A 15,871-nucleotide genomic window follows, 5' to 3' on the forward strand; every position below is an offset into this window, starting at 1 on the left:
GATGCGACCGGATCCCGATGCGACCGGAGCCCGATGCGACCGGAGCCCGGCACGGCCGGAGCCCGGCACCGCCGAAGAGCGGCACAGAGCCTCGGCCTTGAGGCTGCGGGCGGGAGTCAGTGGCTGGTGAGTTCACCGGTCAGCTTGCCGTGGAGGTCGGCGCTCGGGGCGTTCAAGCCGACGATCTCCACCGTCTTGCCGCGCTGCTTGTACTTGGTCTCGATGGCGTCGAGGGCGGCTACCGAGGAGGCGTCCCAGATGTGGGCGGCGGAGAGGTCGATGACGATGCGGTCGGGGGCGTCGTTGTAGTCGAACTGTCCGACGAGGTCGTTGGAGGAGGCGAAGAACAGCTCGCCGGTCACGGAGTACACCACGGTGGTGCCGTCGGGATCGGTGACGCTGGTGACGCGGGCGAGGTGGGCGACGCGCCTGGCGAAGATGACCATGGCGGTGACGGAGCCGACGACGACGCCGATGGCGAGGTTGTCGGTGGCGACCACCACCAGCACCGTGATGACCATGACGGCGATCTCCCCGGCGGGCATGCGCTTCAGCGTCTTCGGGGCGATGGAGTGCCAGTCGAAGGTCGCGAACGACACCATGACCATGACGGCCACCAGCGCGGCCATGGGGATGTCGGAGACGACCGGGCCGAAGGCGATGCACAGCACCATCAGGAACGCGCCCGCCAGGAATGTGGAGAGGCGGGTGCGGGCACCGGAGACCTTCACGTTGATCATCGTCTGGCCGATCATGGCGCAGCCGCCCATACCGCCGAAGAAGCCGGTGACGATGTTGGCGATGCCCTGGCCGATGGACTCCCGGGTCTTGGAGGAGTGGGTGTCGGTGATGTCGTCGACCAGCTTCGCGGTCATCAGCGACTCCATGAGCCCGACCAGAGCCATCGCGAACGCGTAGGGGGCGATCGTGGCCAGGGTGTCCAGGGTGAAGGGCACGTCCGGCAGGCCCGGCACCGGCAGCGACGAAGGGAGTTCGCCCTTGTCGCCGACGGTCGGCACCGCGATCCCGGCCGCGACCGTGATGGCGGTGAGGATGACGATGGAGACCAGCGGGGCGGGGACGGCCTTGGTGAGCCTCGGGAAGAACACCATGAGCGCCAGGCCGCCGACGAGCAGCGGATACACCGCCCACGGCACGTCGTACATCTCGGGGACCTGGGTCATGAAGATCAGGATGGCCAGGGCGTTGACGAAGCCGACCATCACCGAGCGCGGGACGAACCGCATCAGCTTCGCCACGCCGAGGGAGCCCAGGACGATCTGGATGACGCCGGCGAGGATGACGGCGCTGATCAGGTAGCCGAGGCCGTGCTCCCGGTTCAGGGGGGCGATGACGAGGGCGACGGCGCCGGTGGCGGCGGAGATCATCGCGCGGCGGCCACCCACGATCGAGATGACCACGGCCATGGTGAACGAGGCGAACAGTCCGACCGCCGGATCGACACCGGCGATGATCGAGAACGAGATCGCCTCGGGGATCAGGGCCAGCGCGACGACCAGGCCGGCCAGGATCTCGGTACGCCAGACCTTCGGGTTGTTCAGCCACTCGGGCTTCAGGCCGCGCAGGCGCATGGCGGGAGTCAGTGCGGAAGTAGGCAAGGGAGCAGGCACCTGTCGTGCTCAGGCACAGCCCGTCGGCAGGCCGGGCGTGCGGGAAGGACGCGCAGGGGCCGGAGCGGAGCCTGCGGACGGCCCGCAGGGGGCCGGGGGTGGAGACGACGCGGCCCGCCTCGGGCGGCCGACGGCTCACATCGGGGTGCGAAGGATCACGGCGGGCAGGCGGCGGCGATCGGCGTCATGGGCTCGCGCACGCTCTCTCCTGCAAGAATCGGGGTCCCCGCCGGGGGCTTCCTCGGCCCCGGAATCGGCGGCAACGGAGCGGGTCGACCGCTCCGGCATCAGCAACTCTACCCTAACGTTAGAGTAGGGATTGGTGAGTCGTACGGGATGCGGCCGCCACGACGAGAAGGGCCAGGCCACAGGCGTGGACGACGACCACATGCAGATCGGCGAAGTCGCCGCACGGACCGAACTGTCCCTGCGCACCATCCGCCACTACGAGGAAGTCGGGCTCGTCATCCCCTCCGCCCGCTCCCAGGGCGGCTTCCGTCTCTACACCGAGACCGACGTGCAGCGGCTCATGGTCATCCGCCGGATGAAGCCCCTCGGTTTCACGCTGGACGAGATGCGCGACCTGCTCGACGTCACCGACCGCCTCGACGCCTCACGGCCGGCCGACCGGACCGAACGCGCAGAGCTTCTGGAGCGCATGGAGGTCTACGAGCAGACCGCCGCCCGGAAGATCGAGGAGCTGCGCACCCAGCTGAGCCGCGCGGAAGACTTCGCCGCCACCCTCCGCGCCCGGCTCCAGAACGTTCCCGGCGAGGACCCCACTCCGCGCACTGACGCAGTTCACAGCTGATCCGAAGCCTCTTCCTCGGTGCGGAGCCGCACGGCGAAGAGCCCGTTGTCAGTGGCTGGTGGCAGCATCGATGCCGTGAACGCTTCGGCAGCTGACCGCGCCAGGAGAACTCGCTCGTGTGCGTGTCACCGCCGGCCTGCTCCGCGGTGCCGCGTTCACTACGGGTGTCGTCGTCGACAGCGCAGGAGGAACAGATGGCTCAGCTGCTGAGAGTCCAGAACTTCACCGTCTCCAGTGACGGCATCGCGGCCGGTGAGGATCAGACCCTGGAGAGGCCCTTCGGCCACGTCGAGCCGGAGCGCCTGTTCTCCTGGGCCGGTGCCACGGCGAGCTGGCCGATGCGTACGGACGCGGGGGGAAGCCGGGGGCTGGACGACTACTTCACGCGGGACTTCGACCGCAACATCGGCGCCGAGATCATGGGCCGGAACAAGTTCGGCCCCCAGCGCGGACCCTGGCCCGACGACGCGTGGCGCGGCTGGTGGGGCGATGAGCCTCCGTTCCGTACGCCGGTGTTCGTCATGACCCACCACGAGCGCCCCTCGTTCACGCTCTCCGACACCACGTTCCACTTCGTCGGCGGCGAACCGGCCGAGGTGCTCGCGCAGGCGCGGGAGGCGGCCCAGGGCAAGGACGTGCGGCTCGGCGGCGGTGTCACCACCATCCGGGAGTTCCTCGACGCCGACCTCGTCGACGCGATGCACGTGGTGGTCTCGCCGGTGAAGCTCGGGACCGGGCTACGGCTCTGGGAGTCGCCCGACGAGCTGCTCGACCGGTTCCACCTGGAGGCCGTGCCCAGCCCGAGCGGGGTGACACACCACCTGTTCTGGAGGAAGTGAGGCGGAGGCAGGGGGGTGCGTTACCCCGCTCGGGCTGCCCCGCCCCGTCCCTCCCGCGCTGCTGGTTGCGGAACCCGCGTGACCGCGACGTACAGGCCGCAATTGACCTCGGGCGCCGGGCGCCAGCAAGATCCTGGTGTGAAACCTGACATACCCCCGTCGCCCTGGGACCCGCCGCCTCCCCCGTCCGCTTCCACCGGATCCGCCTGGCGGGAGGCCACCGGACCCGCCTGGCAGCAGCAGGGCTGGCCGGTGCCTCCGCACGGGCCCATGCCGCCGCCGTACGGTCACTTCCCGCCGCCCGGTCCCGTGCGGGCCGAGGCCGGGGCCCGTTACGACCAGCAGGGGCGCAACGGGCAGGGCGGCAGGTTCGGGTGGCTCGGGGAGCTGTCGCTCGTTCTGCTCCTGGTCGTCGTGGGCATCCTGGTCGTCTCCGGGATCGGGGCCGTCCTCGCGGAGGTGCTGGACGCGGGGCCCGCGTCGGCGGACAGCGAGGTGTTCTTCGAGGACCCGGTCGCCGACATGGCCCTCCAGCTCGTCGGGATCGCGATTGGGATACCGATCGTCCTGTGGGGCGCCCGCTACCTGGGCAAGCGGCCGGCCGGGACCGTCTCCTCGGTCGTCGGGCGGCTGCGGTGGAAGTGGCTCGGGCTGTGCGCGGCCGTTGCCTTTCCGCTGATCATCGTCCAGTTCGGCATCATGATCGCGTGGACCTGGGGGGAGGAGTCCGCCGAACCGGCCGGGGACGGCTGGCCCGGCTGGACCTCCTTTCTCGTCAGCCTGGCCGTGCTCGGGGCGCTGGTGCCGTTCCAGGCGGCGGCCGAGGAGTACGTGTTCCGGGGGTGGCTGGTCCAGGTGATCGGGCGAGCTGTCCGGTCGCCGTGGCCCGCCGTCGTACTCGCCTCCCTCCTGTTCGCCCTGGCCCATGGGTTCGGCGAACTCTCCGGGTTCGTCCTGCTGCTCTACTCGGCGCTGTGGTGGGGCTGGCTGGTGATCCGAACCGGGGGCCTGGAGGCGGTCATCACCCTGCACGCCGCCAACAACCTGCTCGCCTTCGGCCTCGCGGCGGGCTTCGGTGAACTCGCCTCCACCGAGACGGCGGCGGACGCGCCGTGGCAGGCGATGGTCGTCGAGTTCGTCTTCGCGCCGCTGTACTGCCTGGTGGTGGCGTGGATGGCGAAGCGGCGGGGGGTTGAGCGGGTCAGCCCCTGAAGCCCCGTCCGGTCGCGCTGTGTTGAGTGCCACCGTCGTCGTCCACCCCTGCACCCCGGCGAAGATGTACGTCGTGCCCGCCGCCCGCCGCCGGGCCGAGACCTAAGAGGCCGGTCTCAGAACTCCACGGTCAGCTGCGCCCGGATGTGGGCGCGCAGGACGCCCGCCATGTCCGTCGTGCAGTCGCTGATCAGCCACTGGATCTGGAGGCCGTCCATCAGGGCGATGAGCTGCTGGGCGGCGGTCGCCGGGTCGGTGCCGGTCCGTAGTGAGCCGTCGTCGCGGGCCTGGAGGTAGGCGCGTTCGGTGTTGGCGACGGACGTGCGGTAGCGGGTCTCGAAGTAGGCGTGGGCCGGGTGATCGGGGGAGGTGGCCTCCGCCGCGACCACCGAGAACAGCTCGACGATCCCGCGCCGCTTGGCGTTCAGCTCCGCGAGGTCCACCAGCCGGCGCAGATGGTCGACGCCCCGGGTGACGCCGAGGGCCAGCCACTCGTCGTCCACGTCGTCGCGGCGCTGGAGCACCGCGAGGAGCAGCGCCTCCTTCGTCGGGAAGTGGTGCAGGAGGCCCGGGTGGGAGATGCCGCAGCGGGTGGCGATGACCCGGAGCGAGGCACCCCGGTAGCCCGCCTCTCCGAACAGGGCCATCGCCTGGTCGAGGATCTCGATCCGCTTGGCCCGGCCCTTGGCGTAGCCGCGCCGGGTTCCCGGGGTCACGCGCATTCACCCGCTGTCATCGGACGCCCTTCTCGTTCCGCCCCCGCGCTGCTGCTGCCGTTGCCGAGCCGGCCGGGTCCGCTGCTCGCGGGCCCCGGCGCTCCGGCGCTCCGGCGCTCCGGCGCTCCGGCCCAGATTCTCACAGGGTCGAATACTTACCATTCCAATACTTACCAAGCGGTCGGTATTGAGCGTACGGTACTGCGGAGTGCCGTCGTGAAAGGAACTCCTGTGGGCCTCCTGCCGCCGTACCTCGACCCCGCGCTCCCCGTCGCGGACCGGGTCGCCGATCTCCTGGGCCGCATGACGCTGCCCGAGAAGGTCGGCCAGATGCTCCAGCTCAACGCCAAGGAGGGCGTGCGGCACCTTGTGGAGGAGCTGCACGCGGGGTCGATCCTGCACGCCTCGCCCGAGCGGGTGCTGGAGGCCGCCGCCCTCACCGCGAAGACCCGGCTGCGCATCCCGCTGCTCGTCGCGGAGGACTGCATCCACGGCCACTCCTTCTGGGAGGGCGCGACGATCTACCCGACGCAGCTCGGCATGGCGGCCACCTGGGACACCGGCCTGGTGGAGCGGATCGCGCGGGCCACGGCGGTGGAGGTCGCGGCGACCGGGGTGCACTGGACCTTCTCGCCGGTCCTCTGCATCACCCGGGACCTGCGCTGGGGCCGGGTGAGCGAGACCTTCGGCGAAGACCCGCACCTCATCGGGGAGTTGGCCTCCGCGATGGTGCGCGGCTACCAGGGCGAGGGGCTCGCCGACCCGACCGCGATCCTGGCCTGCGCCAAGCACTTCGCCGGGTACTCCGAGACCCAGGGCGGCCGGGACGCCAGCGAGGCGGACATCTCCCGGCGCAAGCTGCGCTCGTGGTTCCTGCCCCCCTTCGAGCGGGTCGCCAAGGAGGGCTGCCGGACGTTCATGCTCGGCTACCAGTCCATGGACGGCGTGCCGATCACCGTCAACGACTGGCTGCTGGGCGAGGTGCTGCGCGGCGAGTGGGGGTACACCGGCACGCTGGTCACCGACTGGGACAACGTCGGCCGCATGGTGTGGGAGCAGAAGATCTACGCCGACTACGCGCAGGCCTCGGCGGCGGCGGTCCGCGCGGGCAACGACATGGTGATGACGACGTCGAAGTTCTTCGATGGTGCCCAGGAGGCGGTGGCGGAGGGCACGCTCACGGAGGCGGAGATCGACGCCGCCGTACGCCGCATCCTGACGCTCAAGTTCGAGCTCGGACTCTTCGAGAACCCCCGTCACCCCGACGCAGCCCTCCAGGCCGAGTTCATCGGCAGCGCCGCACACGCCGAACTCAACCTGGAGGCGGCCCGGCGCTCCCTGGTGCTGCTGACCAACGACGGCACGCTGCCGCTGGCGGGCGGGCTGCAAGAGGGCGGAGACGGCCGGGCCACGGGCTCCGGCCCCCGTACGGTCGCGCTCGTCGGCCCCAACGCCGATGACGCGCAGACCCAGCTGGGCGACTGGGCGGGCTCCTCCGGCCAGGCGGACTGGCTCCCCGACGGGCAGCCGCGCGCCATGATCCGTACCGTCCTCGACGGCTTCCGCGACCGGGTGCCCGCCGACTGGACCGTGGCGTACGCGCCCGGCGCCCGCATCCTGGACGTCGGGCCCGACCCCGAGGGGGAGTTCTTCCCCGACGGACAGCCCCGCCCCGAGGTCGTCGTCCCGGCCGCGCCCGACCCGGCGCTGATCGGAGAGGCGGTCGCCGCCGCCGAGGCCGCCGACCACGTGGTCGCCGTCGTCGGTGACCGGATCGAGCTGATCGGCGAGGGCAAGTCGACGGCCACCCTCGAACTCGTGGGCGACCAGGTCGCGTTGCTCGACGCGCTGGCGGCGACGGGCAAGCCGCTGGTGGTCGTGGTCATCAGCTCCAAGCCGCTGGTGCTGCCGCCGTCCGCGCTCGGTGCGGCGGCGATCGTGTACGCGGCCAACCCGGGGATGCTCGGCGGTACGGCGATCGCGGAGCTGCTCCTCGGCCTGATCGAGCCGACCGGCCGGCTCCCGCTCTCCTTCGCCCGGCACGCGGGGCAGCAGCCGACGTACTACAACCAGGTGCGCGGCCAGCACGGCACGAGGTACGCGGACCTCACGCAGAGCCCGGCGTTCGCGTTCGGGGAGGGCCTGAGCTACACCACAGTGGAGTACACCGACCTGGAGCTGCTGACGGCGGTCGTCGAACCGGCGGAGACGGTACGGGCCCGGGTGACGCTCAGCAACACCGGCGCCCGGCCCGCGCTGGAGACGGTCCAGGTGTATGTGAGCGACACGGTGACCTCGGTGACCTGGGCGGAGAAGGAGCTGAAGGCGTACGAGCAGGTGGAGCTGGCCCCGGGGGAGTCGCGCCAGGTGGTGATCGAACTCCCCGTCGCCGCCTGCACGTTGGTCGACGCGCAGGGGCGCCGGGTGGTGGAGCCGGGCCGCTTCGAGCTGCTGGTCGGGCCTTCGTCGCGCGATGAGGCGCTGCTGCGGGCGGAGTTCACGGTGAAGGGGTGAGGTGAGGGGGAGTTCACGGCGAAGGGGTGACGGTGAGAGGGGAGTTCACGGTGAAGGGGTGACGGCGAGGGCGGAGTTCACGGCGAGGGGGTGGCGGTGAGGGGGCTGGCCGGTCACGGTGACCGGGTGGTGCGGGCAGGCTCCTCGGCCGCCCCCGGAGTGGTGCGCGGAGGGCGGGCCGGCCGGGCGGCGCGCTGGCCGAGCACCACCCCGCAGAGCGTGAGCACGAGGCCGCAGACCTGCCGCCCGGAGAGGCTCTCACCGGCGAGCAGGAGCCCCAGCAGCACGCCCGTCACGGGGTTGAGCAGCCCCAGCAGACCGACCGTCCCCGCCGGCAGGTGCTTCAGCCCCAGGAACCAGGCGGCGAAGGCGATGGCCGTCGCCACCACGGCGAGGTAGCCGAAGCCGAGGAGCGCGGGGCCGTCGAGCGCGGGTGGCCCGCCTTCCACGAGGGCCGCGCACGGCAGGAGCAGCAGCCCGCCGCCGAGCAACTGCCAGCTGGTGGCGGCGAGTACGTCCACCTCGCCGCTCCACCGCTTGGCCAGGACGTACCCGTACGAGGACATCGCCATGGCCCCGACGGAGGCGAGGATGCCGATGGCGTCCACCGGCCCGCTCGCCGTGAACACCATCAGGCAGACGCCGCCGACGCCGGTCATGGCCCCGGCGAGGTGCTTCCAGCCGGGCCGCTCACCGACCAGCGGCCAGGCGAGCATCATCATGAAGAGGGGCGCGAGGGCCATGATGATCGACGCCAGGCTGGTGGGGAGGCGCTGCGCCGCCACGTAGACGAGCGCGAAGAAGCCGCTCATGTTCAGGGCGCCGAGCACCAGGGACTTCCACCACCAGCTCCCGCGCGGCAGCTTCCGGCAGACGGCCAGCAGGAGGAGCCCGGCGGGGACGGCTCTGAAGGCGGCGCCGTACAGGGGGTGGCTCTCGGGCAGGTACTCCCGCGTGACGAAGTAGGTCGTGCCCCAGGCCACTGGGGCGACGGCCGTGACCAGCGACCATTTCAGGTTACCTTCCATGGAAGCTATTATGCCTTCCATGGAAGGTAATTTTCGTGACGTCGCTCCGGAAGGCGCGGGACCCGACCACGTGGCGCGCATCCAGGCCGAGTGGGCGCGGGAGCGCCCGGACGTGGACGTCTCCCCGCAGGCCGTCATCGGGCGTCTGCACCGCCTGGGCCACCTCCTGACCGCCCGCCTCGACGTCGTCTACAGCGCCCACGGCCTGTCGGAGGGCGAGTTCGACGTCCTGGCCGCGCTGCGCCGGGCCGGCGAGCCCTTCGAGCGGGCGCCGGGCGAGCTGGCCGCGCACACGATGGTCACCACGGGGGCGATGACCAAGCGGATCGACCGCCTCCAGCGCGCCGGCCTGGTGACCCGGCGCCGTTCGGCCGCCGACGGCCGGGGCCGGGTGGTGGCGCTGACCCCGGCGGGCCGGTCCCTGATCGACCGGGCGTTCACCGAGCACATGCGCAACGAGCGGAACCTGCTTGACGCGCTGGAGCCGCAGGCGGCGGCGGAGCTGGAGAGGCTTCTCACGGGGTGGCTGGCGCGGGTGGAGCCGCCGGGGAGCGGTGCGTGACCGAAACGGGCTCGTACGGCTGCGGGTCGGCGCCCGCCCTGTCCTCGAAGGCCGCCCTGTCCCCGAAGGCCCGGCGGGCGAGGTCCTCGCGGAGCCGGGTGAGGCGGTCGATCTCGGCGTCGAGGATGGCGAGCCGACGGCCGACGACACCGGAGCCGGAGCCTTCCGGGGCGTCGGCGGCCCCGCAGCGGGGCGGCGGGTCCTGGGTGAGGAGGTGGAGGCGGTCGGCGCAGGAGCGCAGGTCCTCGATGGTGAAGCCGGAGCCCAGCAGCTCCCGGATGACGCGGAGCCGGGCGACCTCGGCGGGCCGGTAGTCGCGCTGGCCCGACGCGGTGCGGCCGGGCGGAGGGAGCAGCCCGCGCTGTTCGTACAACCGCAGCGCCCTGGGGGTGCACCCCGCCGCCGCTGCCGCCTCACCGATCCGCATGACGCCCACCCCGTCCGCTCCTGGCACCGCGCTGCCGCTACAACTCCACGACGACGGCACCGAAATGCCGCCCTTCGATCAACTCCTGCAACGCCCGCGGGGCGCGATCGATGCCCGGGACACGGGTGTGGGGGAAGGTGATCTCGCCGGAGCGCAGCCACTCCCCGAACCGTCCGGTCCACTCCTGTTCGACGTCGGGGTGGTCGCCACCGCTGTAGCCGCGCAGCGAGAGCCCTTTGACGACGATGCGGAACGTGTCGATCTCGGCGGGCGCACTGCCGCCCGCGCGCCGCGCCGACAACTGGCCGGACAACGCCCCGACCAGGGCGAAGCGGGCACCCGGCCGGGCCGCGCCGACGGCCGCCGTCAGCTGTTCGCCGCCGACGGTGTCCAGCAGGACGTCGATGCCCTCGGGTGCGGCCGCGGCGAGCTGGGCGGCGAAGGGGGGCTCGGAGCCGCTCAGGAGGACGGCGTCGTAACCGAGTTCGGAGACCAGGCGCTCCGCCTTGCCGGGGGACCGGGTGGTGCCGATCACCCGCCCGGCGCCCAGCAGCTTGGCGATCCGGCCGGCGAGGGTGCCCACCGCTCCGGCAGCTCCGGTGACCAGGACGGTGTCGCCGGCCCGGACCCCGGCCAGACGGGTCAGGGCCCCGTAGGCGGACGATCCCTGGGCGAGGTGCGCGACCGGGTCGGGCAGCACGTCCCCCACGGGCGTGCAGGCGGCGGCGTCAACAACGGCGTGGTCCCGCCAGCCCTGGAGGTGGGTGACGGTGTCGCCGGGCCGCAACGGGCTGCCCTCCGGCACCGCGACGACCTCACCGACCGCCGGCCCGAACAGCGCGTCGCCAGGGCTCAGGGAGGGGAGCGGCACCCCGTCGACCTCGCCCCCGATCAGGGTGCGCAGACCGGGGAAGACCAGGAAGAAGTGGTTCCGGACGAGGACCTGGCCCGCCGCGGGCGTCGGCAGTGGGGCTTCGACGACGGCGAAGTTCTCCGTGGTGGGGAGCCCGTCGGGGACGGAGACCAGACGGATCTCGCGCGCGGTACGGGGCAGCGGCGGGGTGAGGGACATGCGGGCTCCTCGGCTCAGGGCGGCGGGGCGGCGGGCCGCGGCGGCTCGCGGGAGGCGTCCGGGCGGCGGGTGCGGTGACGCTAACCCCTGACCCGTACGTCAGGGTCAAGCCGAAGGTGAATCGCGCGGGGCAGAAGAAGCGTTTCGGCTTGACGGTGTTCCGCCGAACGGGTGTGGCGCGGCACTCCGGCGGCCCCCGGGGCGAGCACAATGGGGCGGCGGTTCGTGCAGAGGTGCCGAGGCCCTCTCCCGCACCTTGCGCTGAAGGAGGACCGGTGGCGGATGGCTGGGCGGTTCAGCGGACGGGGCCCGGTGACCAGGCCCGTACACAGGCGAGGGAACAACTGCTCGACGCCGCAAGGGAGCTGTACGGCGTCGTCGGCTACCGGGAGACCTCCGAGACGGACCTGTGCGAGGCGGCCGGAGTCACCCCCGAGGTGCTCCGCCAGGAGTACGGGACACGGGAGGGGCTGCTCATCGCCCTGCACAACCGGGTCACCACCATCGGCCTGCGGGCCATGGAGGCCGTCCTGCACTCCGAGGGGATCGACGAGTGCTCGATCGCGGATCGCGTCCGGCGCCTCTTCGACGCGTACGTGGAATCCGTCACCCGGGATCCGCGCGAGGCACGGGTGACCTTCGTCGAGGTGCTGGGCGTCAGCGCGGTGGTGGACGAGCACTGCAAGCTCTGGCGGGCGCTGTGGACGGAGTTCCTCACGGGGGAGGCCGAGCGGGCGGTGGAGCGGGGGGAGGCGGAGGACCGGGACCACCGCGTCGACGTCATGGTGATGGTCGGCTCGGTGCACGAACTGATGGCCCACCACACCCGCCGCTGCCGCCGGGCCCGCCCGGAGGAGGTCTCCGGCGAGCTGACGCAACTGGCGCTGACGATGCTGGGGTCGCAGCCGGTGGGGTGAGGGGCCCCGTGGGCGAGCCGATCTGCCGTCGGCAGAGCCCCCGGACACCGCTCGGCCGAGCTGCCAGGCTGGCCGTATGACGCACCGTACGAACGTGACCAGGGCCGGGGCCGGGACCGTCACAGTGACCGGGACTGGGACCGTCACCGTGCACCGTCTCGATCTCGGCTCCTTCGTCCGGCCCGCGGCCGAAGTGGGCGGTCCGCACCCCAGGGTCGAACCGGTGCTCGCCCATCTGGTCGAGCACGAGCGCGGGCGGCTTCTCTTCGATACGGGGATCGGGGCCGGGGACCCCGGCGCCGAAGCGCACTACCGGCCCCGGCGCCGCCCGCTGGAGGGTGCGCTGGCCGCTGCGGGAGCGGCACTTGAGGATGTGACCGTCGTCGTGAACTGCCACCTCCACTTCGACCACATCGGCGGCAATCCCCTCCTGGCAGGGGTGCCCGTCCTCGTGCAGGAGACCGAGCTGGCGACCGCGCGCCGGGGCGGGTACACGATCGACGCGCTCATCGATTTTCCCGGCGCCCGCTACGAGGAGCTCTCTGGGGAGGCCGAACTCTGGCCCGGGGTGTGGATCGTGCCGACCCCCGGGCACACCGAGGGGCACCAGTCGCTGGTCGTCCGCCAAGGTGACGGCACGGTCGTCGTCCTCGCCGGGCAGGCCCATGACTTCGCCTCGCACTACGCCTCCGACGAGCTCGCCCGCCGCGCCGCCCTCGACGGGGTGCCGCCGCCGCTTCCGCCGTACCGGCCCTGGCTGGACCGGCTGGCGGACTTCGAACCGGGGCGGGTGTTCTTCGCGCACGACTGCTCGGTGTGGGAGCCGGTGTCGGGGTGGGTCAGACCTTCGCAGTGAGCGGTCCGCCGACCAGCGCCTGCTGCCGGGCGTACGGCCCGCCCAGCCCCCACGCCTGGTGCATCGCGTCGGCGAAGGCGGCGGCGAGGAGGTGTTCGCCGGTCGGGCCGGGGTGGGTGCCGTCGTACGTGTCCGTGTGGATGTCGTAGTCCGGGGGGCGCGAGGCCAGCAGGAGCGGGGAGGACGGGGTGTCGAGGTCGGCGACGGCCTTGGCGAGGAGTTCGTTGAAGCGGGCGCAGGAGGCGGCGAAGGGGGCGTCCGACTCGGCCCGGACGTTGGGTATCACCGGGAGCAGCACCATCCGTATGTGCGGGTTCGCCGTGCGGGCCGCCGTGATGAACGTGCGGGCGTTGGCCGCCGTCTGTTCGGCGTCCGTGTAGAACCCGAGGTCTATCAGGCCCAGCGAGACCAGCAGCACATCCGCCTCCGCCTCGCGCACCGCGTCCGCGATCGCCGGGGCCATGTGCAGCCACCCCTCGCCCCAGCCCGCCAGGTGCCTGCGGGCGTCGGGCGGGAAGGACGGGTCGGCGTACGCGTGGGAGAGCGGGGCGTTCGCCTCGGGGTCGTACAGCGTCGTGCGGGGGCCGACGATCTCGTACGGGGTCGGGCAGACCGCCCCCAGGTGCTGCCACAGCCGGTAGCGCCAGGTGAAGTCGCCGGTGGCGCCGATGGTCATGGAGTCCCCGACCGGGAGAAAACGCATGGCGTCATCATGGCCGATCACGGCTGTGGCCTGCGACGTGACGATGGACACGGTGGGGTGGGCGGGAGTGGACCCTGCGGTGGACGCGGTCGCGACCGTGGACACTTGGGCCATGCGTTCGTATCCGAGCCGTCCGGCAGGTCTCGCCGTTCCCGCCGCAGCCCTCCTGCTGCTCCTCGGCGCCGCCTGCCCCGCCGTCGCCGCCGACGGGAAGCCCGACCGTGACTTCACGATCGAGGACCCCCGTATCACCGAGTCCAGCGGCCTGGCCGCCAGCCGCCTGCACCCCGGCATCTACTGGACGCACAACGACAGCGACGACGGGCCCTACGTCTTCGCCGTCGACTCCCGGACCGGGAAGACCGTCGCGACCATCACGATGCGGGGGGTGGGGGAGCCGCGTGATGTGGAGGGCATTTCGATCGGGCCGGACGGGGACATCTACGTCGGTGACATCGGGGACAACCTGGACGGGTCCTGGAGCCATGTCTGGATCTATCGTTTTCCCGAGCCCAAGAACCTTCGCGACGCCACGGTCACGGCCACCCAGTACGACGTGAAGTACGCCGACGGGGCCCGCAACGCCGAAGCGCTGATGGTCCACCCCAAGACCGGGCGCGTCTACATCGCCTCCAAGAACGAGGACGGCGGCGGGCTCTACGAAGGCCCCGCCAAGCTCACCGCCGGGTCCACCAACACCTTCCGGCGGGTCGGTGAAGTGCCGTGGGTGACGGACGGGGCCTTCTCGCCCGACGGGGGGTCGCTGGTGCTGCGCTCGTACTTCAGCGCCCGCGTGTACGGCTTCGAGGACGGCCGGCTCGGGGAGAGCCGGGCGGTCGCCGCACCGTTCCAGCGGCAGGCCGAGTCGGTGACGTACACGGCGGACGGCTCGGCCCTGATGTTCGGCTCGGAGGGGACGCGCAGTGGTGTCGTGCGTGTGGAGGTGGAGGGGGGCGGCAAGCCGGGAAGCGGCCAGGAGCAGGGGAAGCCTTCCGGGAGCGGGAGCCCGGCCGAGGGGGGCGCGGGGGCCGGCCGTGATCAGGGGGAGGAGAACGGCAAGGGCAGCATGGGGCTCGGTGCGGTGATCATCGTCGGCGTGGCGGCCCTCTGGTTCGCGCTGAAGCGGAAGCGCGGGCAGGGGTAGCTGAAAGGAGACGCGCGGCCTGCCGTCAGTCGCCGTTCGTCACCGGCCACACCTCGTAGTGCAGCGTCCTGTCCCGCTTGAGCCGGTGCATCAGCGGGACCAGCACGCCCTGCACGACCGGGTACTTCCGCGACAGCGTCCGCGCCGCGTGCGTGTTCTCCTTCGTGCCCGGTCGCAGCAGCCGTGCGTGCGCGGTGATCTGCGGCCCCGTGGGTCTGCCCCGGACCGTGCACGGGGCGAGCTCCACCTTCGGGTGGTTGCGCATCCGCTCGACCTTCCAGGCCGAGGAGAACGTGCGGATGAACGCGTGATCGCCCTCGACGGCGATGTTGACGGGCGTGCCGACGGGGGTGCCGTCCTGCCGGTGGGTGCTGAGCAGGACGGCGTACTGCTTCACGAAGGGGGCTAGCTCCCGGCTGGCGTCCATATATCCATTGGGGCACGGGCCGGGCTCGCTGTCATGTCCGGTCCGCTGTCAGGTCCGGCGCCGGCTCTGCTGTCAGGTCCGGCGTCGGCTCTGCTGTGGGGTCCGTCGTCCGGTCCGCCGTCGGCTCTGTTGCCGGGTCCGTCGTTCGCTCCGCCGTCCGTTCCTGGACCAGGGCCTCGAAGCCGGCGATCAGCCGCCGGAGCCCGAACTCGAAGTGGTCGAAGTCGGCGCTGAAGGTGTCCTCGGACATCCCCGCCATCATCGGGTAGGCGCCGCTGAGCATGGCCCGCTCCAGATAGGGGCGCTGGCTGTCCCAGAACTGCTCGTCGCTCAGCCCGGTCTGCGCCACCGCCTCTGCCGCGTCGCCCTGGGTACGGGCGAGGCCCTCCACGAAGCTGTTGACCGTGATGATCACGCCGATCAGCTCGGGGTCGCGCAGCCCCATGGACCGCAGGGCGGACAGGGCGAGTTCCAGGCCGCGCAGGGCGCTGGGACCGAGCACCGTACGGGCCTGGTTGATCTTCAGCAGCCAGGGGTGGCGGCGCAGGTTGTCCAGGTAGGTGTGGGCCATGGCGTCGATCGCCACCCGCCAGTCGCCGGGGGCCTCCTGGGCGCCGGCGGGGCGGTCGGGTTCGGCGGACAGCGGTTCGCCCAGCACCCGGTCGAGCATCAGGTCCAGGAGCTCGGCCTTGCCGGGGACGTACCGGTAGAGCGACATCGTGCCCGTGCCGAGCTCGGTGGAGAGCCGGCGCATGGAGACGGCGGGCAGCCCTTCCGCGTCCGCGACGGCGACGGCGGCGGTGACGATCCGGTCCAGGGTGAGGCCCGGTTTGGGGCCGCGGCTGGGGCGCTCCCCGGCGCCCCACAGGAGTTCCAGGCTGCGCGCGATGTCGCCGCTCCCGGCCGTCGTGCCGTCCGCCGCCGCTGTCGATCCGTCTTTCGCCATGGGGCCAGCGTAATGCGCCGACGAGGATTTGGGTACGCCGTACCCGTATTGACGTACGTCGTACTC

At 72.0% G+C, this 15,871-nt stretch carries 16 protein-coding genes; 8 read left to right on the plus strand and 8 right to left on the minus strand.

Going from position 1 to position 15,871, the window contains the following annotated elements:
• Window positions 1-116 precede the first annotated feature (116 nt).
• Complete coding sequence (locus tag IE264_RS21885) at window positions 117-1,592, minus strand: SulP family inorganic anion transporter (RefSeq protein WP_106973133.1); 1,476 nt, start codon at window positions 1,590-1,592, stop codon at window positions 117-119.
• 412 nt (window positions 1,593-2,004) lie between these two features.
• On the opposite strand from IE264_RS21885, the gene IE264_RS21890 reads away from it, so the two are divergent.
• The 3 genes from IE264_RS21890 to IE264_RS21900 all read left to right on the plus strand — a co-directional run bounded on the left by IE264_RS21890 (window position 2,005) and on the right by IE264_RS21900 (window position 4,493).
• Entirely contained in the window at window positions 2,005-2,442 is a 438-nt protein-coding gene (locus IE264_RS21890; protein WP_032759333.1) for a MerR family transcriptional regulator, read from the plus strand.
• A gap of 194 nt (window positions 2,443-2,636) precedes the next feature.
• The gene (locus IE264_RS21895) at window positions 2,637-3,281 is read left to right on the plus strand and encodes a dihydrofolate reductase family protein (protein WP_015610446.1); all 645 of its coding nucleotides are present in this window, start codon (window positions 2,637-2,639) and stop codon (window positions 3,279-3,281) included.
• A gap of 309 nt (window positions 3,282-3,590) precedes the next feature.
• A complete protein-coding gene (locus tag IE264_RS21900; protein WP_032759424.1) occupies window positions 3,591-4,493 on the plus strand; it encodes a CPBP family intramembrane glutamic endopeptidase in 903 nt (300 codons plus the stop codon).
• 116 nt (window positions 4,494-4,609) lie between these two features.
• On the opposite strand, the gene IE264_RS21905 is transcribed toward IE264_RS21900, so the two are convergent.
• Window positions 4,610-5,209 (minus strand): TetR/AcrR family transcriptional regulator, encoded by a 600-nt coding sequence (locus tag IE264_RS21905; RefSeq protein ID WP_031124740.1) that lies wholly within the window; start codon window positions 5,207-5,209, stop codon window positions 4,610-4,612.
• Window positions 5,210-5,440: 231 nt separating this feature from the next.
• On the opposite strand from IE264_RS21905, the gene IE264_RS21910 reads away from it, so the two are divergent.
• Complete coding sequence (locus IE264_RS21910) at window positions 5,441-7,723, plus strand: exo-beta-d-1,3/1,6-glucosidase (protein ID WP_032759334.1); 2,283 nt, start codon at window positions 5,441-5,443, stop codon at window positions 7,721-7,723.
• Between the two features lie 113 nt (window positions 7,724-7,836).
• On the opposite strand, the gene IE264_RS21915 is transcribed toward IE264_RS21910, so the two are convergent.
• Window positions 7,837-8,751, minus strand: a complete 915-nt coding sequence (locus tag IE264_RS21915; RefSeq protein WP_106973134.1) for a DMT family transporter — start codon at window positions 8,749-8,751, stop codon at window positions 7,837-7,839.
• A gap of 19 nt (window positions 8,752-8,770) precedes the next feature.
• Here IE264_RS21915 and IE264_RS21920 point away from each other — a divergent pair, with 19 nt between their 5' ends.
• Window positions 8,771-9,313 (plus strand): MarR family winged helix-turn-helix transcriptional regulator, encoded by a 543-nt coding sequence (locus IE264_RS21920; RefSeq protein ID WP_051821973.1) that lies wholly within the window; start codon window positions 8,771-8,773, stop codon window positions 9,311-9,313.
• On the opposite strand, the gene IE264_RS21925 is transcribed toward IE264_RS21920, so the two are convergent.
• Together IE264_RS21925 and IE264_RS21930 are read right to left on the minus strand one after the other, a co-directional pair.
• Window positions 9,267-9,740 carry a MerR family transcriptional regulator gene (locus IE264_RS21925; RefSeq protein ID WP_190167682.1) on the minus strand — a complete coding sequence of 158 codons (474 nt, stop codon included), beginning with the start codon at window positions 9,738-9,740 and terminating at the stop codon, window positions 9,267-9,269. The two genes, IE264_RS21920 and IE264_RS21925, sit on opposite strands and share 47 nt — an antisense overlap.
• A gap of 37 nt (window positions 9,741-9,777) precedes the next feature.
• Window positions 9,778-10,812, minus strand: coding sequence for an MDR family NADP-dependent oxidoreductase (locus tag IE264_RS21930; RefSeq protein ID WP_032759337.1), 1,035 nt, complete (start codon window positions 10,810-10,812; stop codon window positions 9,778-9,780).
• 275 nt (window positions 10,813-11,087) lie between these two features.
• Here IE264_RS21930 and IE264_RS21935 point away from each other — a divergent pair, with 275 nt between their 5' ends.
• Window positions 11,088-11,729, plus strand: a complete 642-nt coding sequence (locus tag IE264_RS21935) for a TetR/AcrR family transcriptional regulator (protein WP_015610454.1) — start codon at window positions 11,088-11,090, stop codon at window positions 11,727-11,729.
• Window positions 11,730-11,805: 76 nt separating this feature from the next.
• A complete protein-coding gene (locus IE264_RS21940; RefSeq protein WP_051821974.1) occupies window positions 11,806-12,585 on the plus strand; it encodes an MBL fold metallo-hydrolase in 780 nt (259 codons plus the stop codon).
• Here IE264_RS21940 and IE264_RS21945 read toward each other — a convergent pair.
• Window positions 12,569-13,288 carry a GDSL-type esterase/lipase family protein gene (locus tag IE264_RS21945; protein ID WP_229887679.1) on the minus strand — a complete coding sequence of 240 codons (720 nt, stop codon included), beginning with the start codon at window positions 13,286-13,288 and terminating at the stop codon, window positions 12,569-12,571. The two genes, IE264_RS21940 and IE264_RS21945, sit on opposite strands and share 17 nt — an antisense overlap.
• Before the next feature lie 112 nt (window positions 13,289-13,400).
• Between IE264_RS21945 and IE264_RS21950 the strand changes: the two genes are divergently transcribed.
• The gene (locus IE264_RS21950) at window positions 13,401-14,432 is read left to right on the plus strand and encodes an SdiA-regulated/phytase-like domain-containing protein (protein ID WP_032759428.1); all 1,032 of its coding nucleotides are present in this window, start codon (window positions 13,401-13,403) and stop codon (window positions 14,430-14,432) included.
• A 25-nt stretch (window positions 14,433-14,457) separates the two neighbouring features.
• On the opposite strand, the gene IE264_RS21955 is transcribed toward IE264_RS21950, so the two are convergent.
• Together IE264_RS21955 and IE264_RS21960 are read right to left on the minus strand one after the other, a co-directional pair.
• The gene (locus IE264_RS21955) at window positions 14,458-14,859 is read right to left on the minus strand and encodes a PPOX class F420-dependent oxidoreductase (protein ID WP_015610458.1); all 402 of its coding nucleotides are present in this window, start codon (window positions 14,857-14,859) and stop codon (window positions 14,458-14,460) included.
• Between the two features lie 31 nt (window positions 14,860-14,890).
• The gene (locus tag IE264_RS21960; RefSeq protein WP_032759338.1) at window positions 14,891-15,805 is read right to left on the minus strand and encodes a TetR/AcrR family transcriptional regulator C-terminal domain-containing protein; all 915 of its coding nucleotides are present in this window, start codon (window positions 15,803-15,805) and stop codon (window positions 14,891-14,893) included.
• Window positions 15,806-15,871: the final 66 nt, after the last annotated feature.

The organism is Streptomyces microflavus (assembly GCF_014650075.1).
GTDB lineage: Bacteria > Actinomycetota > Actinomycetes > Streptomycetales > Streptomycetaceae > Streptomyces > Streptomyces microflavus.